This window comes from Streptomyces sp. UH6, assembly GCF_013421635.1.
Taxonomy (GTDB): domain Bacteria; phylum Actinomycetota; class Actinomycetes; order Streptomycetales; family Streptomycetaceae; genus Streptomyces; species Streptomyces abyssomicinicus.
The window spans coordinates 1-4,824 of record NZ_JACADT010000409.1; the positions used below are offsets into that span (position 1 = coordinate 1).

The window sequence follows — 4,824 nt, forward strand, 5'->3', positions numbered from 1 at the left end:
AGCCGGTCCCGCAGCCGCTCCGCCGCCCCGCGCCGGTCCCGCCACCAGCCGTCGGGGACGGAACCGACCACGTTGGCCGCGTCGACGATCACCAGGAGAGGGGCCGAGGTCATACGCCCAGGCTCTCACGCACCGCCCGGCCCCCGGAACGCCGAACGGGCCCGGGACGTCCACAGGGACGCCCGGACCCGTCGCGGGGGTTCGGAGGGAACCGCCCGGCCGGAAGGCTCCGGCCGGGACCGCCGGCGTTACGCCGGGACCGACGCCACGCCCGGCGCCAGGAACCGCTTGCCGTTGACCCGCTCGGCGACGCCCTCACGGTCCAGGTACGGCGTGATGCCGCCCAGGTGGAAGGGCCAGCCCGCACCGGTGATCAGGCACAGGTCGATGTCCTGGGCCTCGGCCACGACGCCCTCGTCGAGCATCAGGCCGATCTCCTGGGCGACCGCGCCCAGCACCCGCTCGCGGACCTGCTCCTCGGTCAGCACGGCGTCGCCCTGCTGCAGGAGCGCGGCGACCTCGGGGTCCAGCTCCGGCTTGCCGGAGTCGTAGACGTAGAAGCCGCGCTTGCCGGCCTCGACGACCCGCTTGAGGTTGGCGGAGACGGTGAAGCGGTCCGGGAACGCGCGGTGGAGCGTCTCGGAGACGTGCAGGCCGATCGCCGGGCCGACCAGCTCCAGCAGCACCAGCGGGGACATCGGCAGGCCCAGCGGCTCGACCGCCTTCTCCGCCACGGCCACCGGGGTGCCCTCGTCGATCACGTTCTGCACCTCGCCCATGAAGCGGGTGAGGATGCGGTTGACGACGAACGCCGGGGCGTCCTTCACCAGCACCGCGGTCTTCTTCAGCTTGCGGGCGACGGCGAACGCCGTGGCCAGCGAGGCGTCGTCGGTCCGCTCGCCGCGGACGATCTCCAGCAGCGGCAGGACGGCGACCGGGTTGAAGAAGTGGAAGCCGACGACCCGCTCGGGGTTCTTCAGCTTCGACGCCATCTCGGTGATCGACAGCGAGGAGGTGTTGGTCGCCAGGATCGCGTGGGCCGGGGCGACGGCCTCGACCTCGGCGAACACCTGCTGCTTGACGCCCATCTCCTCGAAGACGGCCTCGATGACGAAGTCCGCGTCCGAGAAGCCCTCGGCCTTGTCCAGGACACCGGTGACCAGGGCCTTGAGGCGGTTGGCCTTGTCCTGGTTGATGCGGCCCTTGCCGAGCAGCTTGTCGATCTCGGCGTGGACGTAGCCCACGCCCTTGTCGATGCGCGCCTGGTCGATGTCGGTCAGCACGACCGGCACCTCGAGGCGGCGCAGGAAGAGCAGCGCGAGCTGCGAGGCCATCAGGCCGGCGCCGACGACGCCCACCTTGGTGACCGGGCGGGCCAGCGACTTGTCCGGCGCGCCGGCCGGGCGCTTGGCGCGCTTCTGCACCAGGTTGAAGGCGTACAGACCGGAGCGCAGCTCGTCGCCCATGATGAGGTCCGCGAGGGCCTCGTCCTCGGCGTCGTAACCGGCCTGCAGGTCGCCGTTCTTGGCGTCGGCGATGATCTGCAGCGCGCGGTAGGCGGCCGGGGCCGCGCCGTGCACCTTGGAGTCGGCGACGAACCGGCCGCGCTCGACGGCCTTGTCCCAGCCCTCGCCGCGGTCGATCTCCGGGCGGTCGACGACGATCTCGCCCTTGAGGACGGCGGCCGTCCACACCAGCGACTGCTCGAGGAAGTCCGCGCCCTCGAACAGGGCGTCGGCGATGCCCAGTTCGAAGACCTGCTTGCCCTTGAGCTGGCGGTTCTGGCTGAGCGAGTTCTCGATGATCACCGAGACGGCCTTGTCGGCGCCGATCAGGTTCGGCAGCAGGGTGCAGCCGCCCCAGCCGGGGACCAGGCCGAGGAAGACCTCGGGGAGGGAGAACGCGGGCAGCGCGGCGGAGACCGTGCGGTACCGGCAGTGCAGACCGACCTCGACGCCGCCGCCCATGGCCGCGCCGTTGTAGTACGCGAAGGTCGGGACGGCGAGCGTGGCCAGACGCTTGAAGACGTCGTGGCCGCCCTTGCCGATCGCCACCGCGTGGTCGCGGTCCTTCAGCGCCTCGACGCCTTTGAGGTCCGCGCCGACGGCGAAGATGAACGGCTTGCCGGTGACGCCGACGCCGACGATCTCACCGGCCGCGGCCTCACGCTCGACCTGGTCGATCGCCGCGTCCAGCTTGGCCAGCGACTGCGGGCCGAAGGTGTTCGGCTTGGTGTGGTCGAAGCCGTTGTCCAGGGTGATCAGGGCGAAGCGGCCCGCACCCAGGGGGAGGTCGAAGTGGCGTACGTGCGCCTCGGTGACGACCTCGTCGGGGAAGAGCGCGGCGGCGCCCTTCAGAAGCTCGGCGACGTTGCTCACTTGTCCCCCTCGAAGTTCGGGTTCTCCCAGATGACCGTGGCGCCCATGCCGAGGCCGACGCACATCGTCGTCAGGCCGTAGCGGACGTGCGGCTGGTCCTCGAACTGGCGGGCCAGCTGCGTCATCAGGCGCACGCCGGAGGAGGCCAGCGGGTGGCCGTAGGCGATGGCGCCGCCGTACTGGTTGACGCGGGCGTCGTCGTCGGCGATGCCGTAGTGCTCGAGGAAGGCGAGCACCTGGACGGCGAAGGCCTCGTTGATCTCGAACAGGCCGATGTCCGAGATGGACAGGCCGGCCTTGGCCAGCGCCTTCTCGGTGGCCGGGATCGGGCCGTAGCCCATGACCTCGGGCTCCACGCCGGCGAAGGCGTAGGAGACCAGGCGCATCTTGACCGGCAGGCCGTTCTCCGTGGCGAACTCCTCGGAGGCGAGGAGGGCCGCGGTGGCGCCGTCGTTCAGACCGGCGGCGTTGCCCGCGGTGACGCGGCCGTGGACGCGGAACGGCGTCTTGAGGCCGGCCAGGTTCTCCAGGGTGGTGCCCGGGCGCATCGGCTCGTCGGCGGTGACCAGGCCGAAGCCGGTCTCGCCCGCGTCGGCGTTGGTGCGGCGGACGGAGATCGGGACCAGGTCCTGCTGGATCTTGCCGTTCGCGTAGGCCTTGGCGGCCTTCTCCTGGGAGGCGACGGCGTACTTGTCCGCGCGCTCCTTGGTGATCGCCGGGTAGCGGTCGTGCAGGTTCTCGGCGGTCATGCCCATGAACAGGGCGGACTCGTCGACCAGCTTCTCGCTGACCAGTCGCGGGTTGGGGTCCACGCCCTCACCCATGGGGTGGCGGCCCATGTGCTCCACGCCGCCGGCGATGACGGCGTCGTAGGCGCCGAAGGCGATGGAGCCGGCGGTGGTGGTCACCGCGGTCATCGCGCCCGCGCACATGCGGTCGATGGAGTAACCCGGGACGGACTGCGGCAGACCCGCCAGGACGCCCGCCGTGCGGCCCAGGGTCAGGCCCTGGTCACCGATCTGGGTGGTCGCGGCGATGGCGACCTCGTCGATCTTCGCCGGGTCGAGGCCCGGGTTGCGGCGCAGCAGCTCCCGGATCGACTTGACCACGAGATCGTCGGCGCGGGTCTCGTGGTAGATGCCCTTCGGGCCCGCCTTGCCGAACGGGGTGCGGACGCCGTCGACGAAGACGACGTCCCTGACGGTACGAGGCACGATGGCTCTCCTCCAGGGATGCGGTACGGCACTGCTGCGCGAGCGGGCCCGTCCAAGTCTGAGCGCCCGCTCACCCGTCATGCTACTTGCGAGTAACCATAGTGCCCACCCCCGCGGTGCCAAGCGGCGAAGGTCACACCCTAACGAGGGGCTCCGGTCCGCCCGGGTGACCCGCCCCGGTCCCTCCGGGGCCGGGACGGACCGGGGGCGGGGGTCACTTCACGTCGGGCACCTTCAGCCGGTCCCAGCTGGCCCTGCCCGGCGTCCCGTCCGCGTCCGTGCCGCTGAAGCCCAGCTTCCGCTGCCAGGCCGCGTAGGAGCGGCGGTCGGCCTCGGTCCACTCGGGGCCGGGGCCCTGCTGGTAGCGGCCGCAGCCCTCGGCCACCAGCCGGCGGCCCATCGCGGTGATCACCGGGGACCTGCGCCCCGCGCGGAAGAACGCCGCGCCGGGGAACGGCTCGTACGAGGGCTTCGGCGCCGGCTTCGCCGGGGGCTTGGGCACGGGCTTCGCCGGCGGTTCGGGCGAGGGCTCCGCGTCACCGCCGTCCTTCAGCCGGCCGGCTATCCGCCCCCGCATGCCGTCCATGGTGAAGCCGCGCGGGTCCACCTTGCCGGGCTGCCACTCCTTGTGGCCGATGACCGACCGCTCGCTCCACCCGTGGTACCGGCAGATCGCGGCGGCGACCTTCTCGATCGCCTCCTTCTGCGCCTCGGGCCAGGGGTCCTTGCCGTCGCCGAGATTGACGCACTCGAAGCCGTAGAAGTGGCGGTTGCCGTCGGTGTCGGCCTCGTTGTCGGCCGGCAGCGGTCTCTCGTCGACGACGGCGTCCAGCACCTGGCGGTCGCCCAGCCCCGCGTGGTTGGCCCTGCCGTTGCCGACCAGGTGGACGTGGCCCTTCTTGTCGACGACGCCGTGGCACAGCGGCCCGGGCAGGCCGGAGTAGCCGTTGTAGCAGATGTTCACGGACGCCTCGGTGCCCGAGGTGACCGTGTGGTGGATCATGACGCCGTTGACCGGGCCCCAGGGGCCCTTGGCGTTGCGGTGGTGCGTGCGCCAGTTGCGCACCTCGTGCACCGTCAGGCCCTCGGCGCGCAGGATCTCCACCATCCTGGACGCGCTCAGCGGCTGTGCCATCACCGGTCCCCTTCCGTCGTGGCCCCGGACTCCTCCGCGGCCTGTGATCCGTCCTGCGCGGGGGCGGACCGCGCGGGGGCGGACTCGGCGGCGAGTT

General features: G+C 71.8%; 3 protein-coding genes and 1 pseudogene. All 4 read right to left on the reverse strand.

Going from position 1 to position 4,824, the window contains the following annotated elements; translation table 11 throughout:
* Positions 1 to 113 (reverse strand): annotated as a pseudogene (locus HW445_RS33655) (NTP pyrophosphohydrolase); the annotation flags it as partial.
* A gap of 135 nt (positions 114 to 248) precedes the next feature.
* Positions 249 to 2,378 carry a 3-hydroxyacyl-CoA dehydrogenase NAD-binding domain-containing protein gene (locus HW445_RS18725; protein ID WP_180222148.1) on the reverse strand — a complete coding sequence of 710 codons (2,130 nt, stop codon included), beginning with the start codon at positions 2,376 to 2,378 and terminating at the stop codon, positions 249 to 251.
* Positions 2,375 to 3,592, reverse strand: a complete 1,218-nt coding sequence (locus tag HW445_RS18730; RefSeq protein WP_151769740.1) for an acetyl-CoA C-acyltransferase — start codon at positions 3,590 to 3,592, stop codon at positions 2,375 to 2,377. Before HW445_RS18730 ends, HW445_RS18725 begins: the two co-directional genes overlap by 4 nt.
* A gap of 214 nt (positions 3,593 to 3,806) precedes the next feature.
* Positions 3,807 to 4,727, reverse strand: coding sequence for a peptidoglycan-binding protein (locus HW445_RS18735; RefSeq protein WP_180222149.1), 921 nt, complete (start codon positions 4,725 to 4,727; stop codon positions 3,807 to 3,809).
* Between the last annotated feature and the right edge of the window lie 97 nt (positions 4,728 to 4,824).

Excerpts from the sequence above, each read along its gene's own strand:
- HW445_RS18735 (WP_180222149.1), bottom strand. The coding sequence starts at position 4,727 with ATGGCACAGCCGCTGAGCGCGTCCAGGATGGTGGAGATCCTGCGCGCC.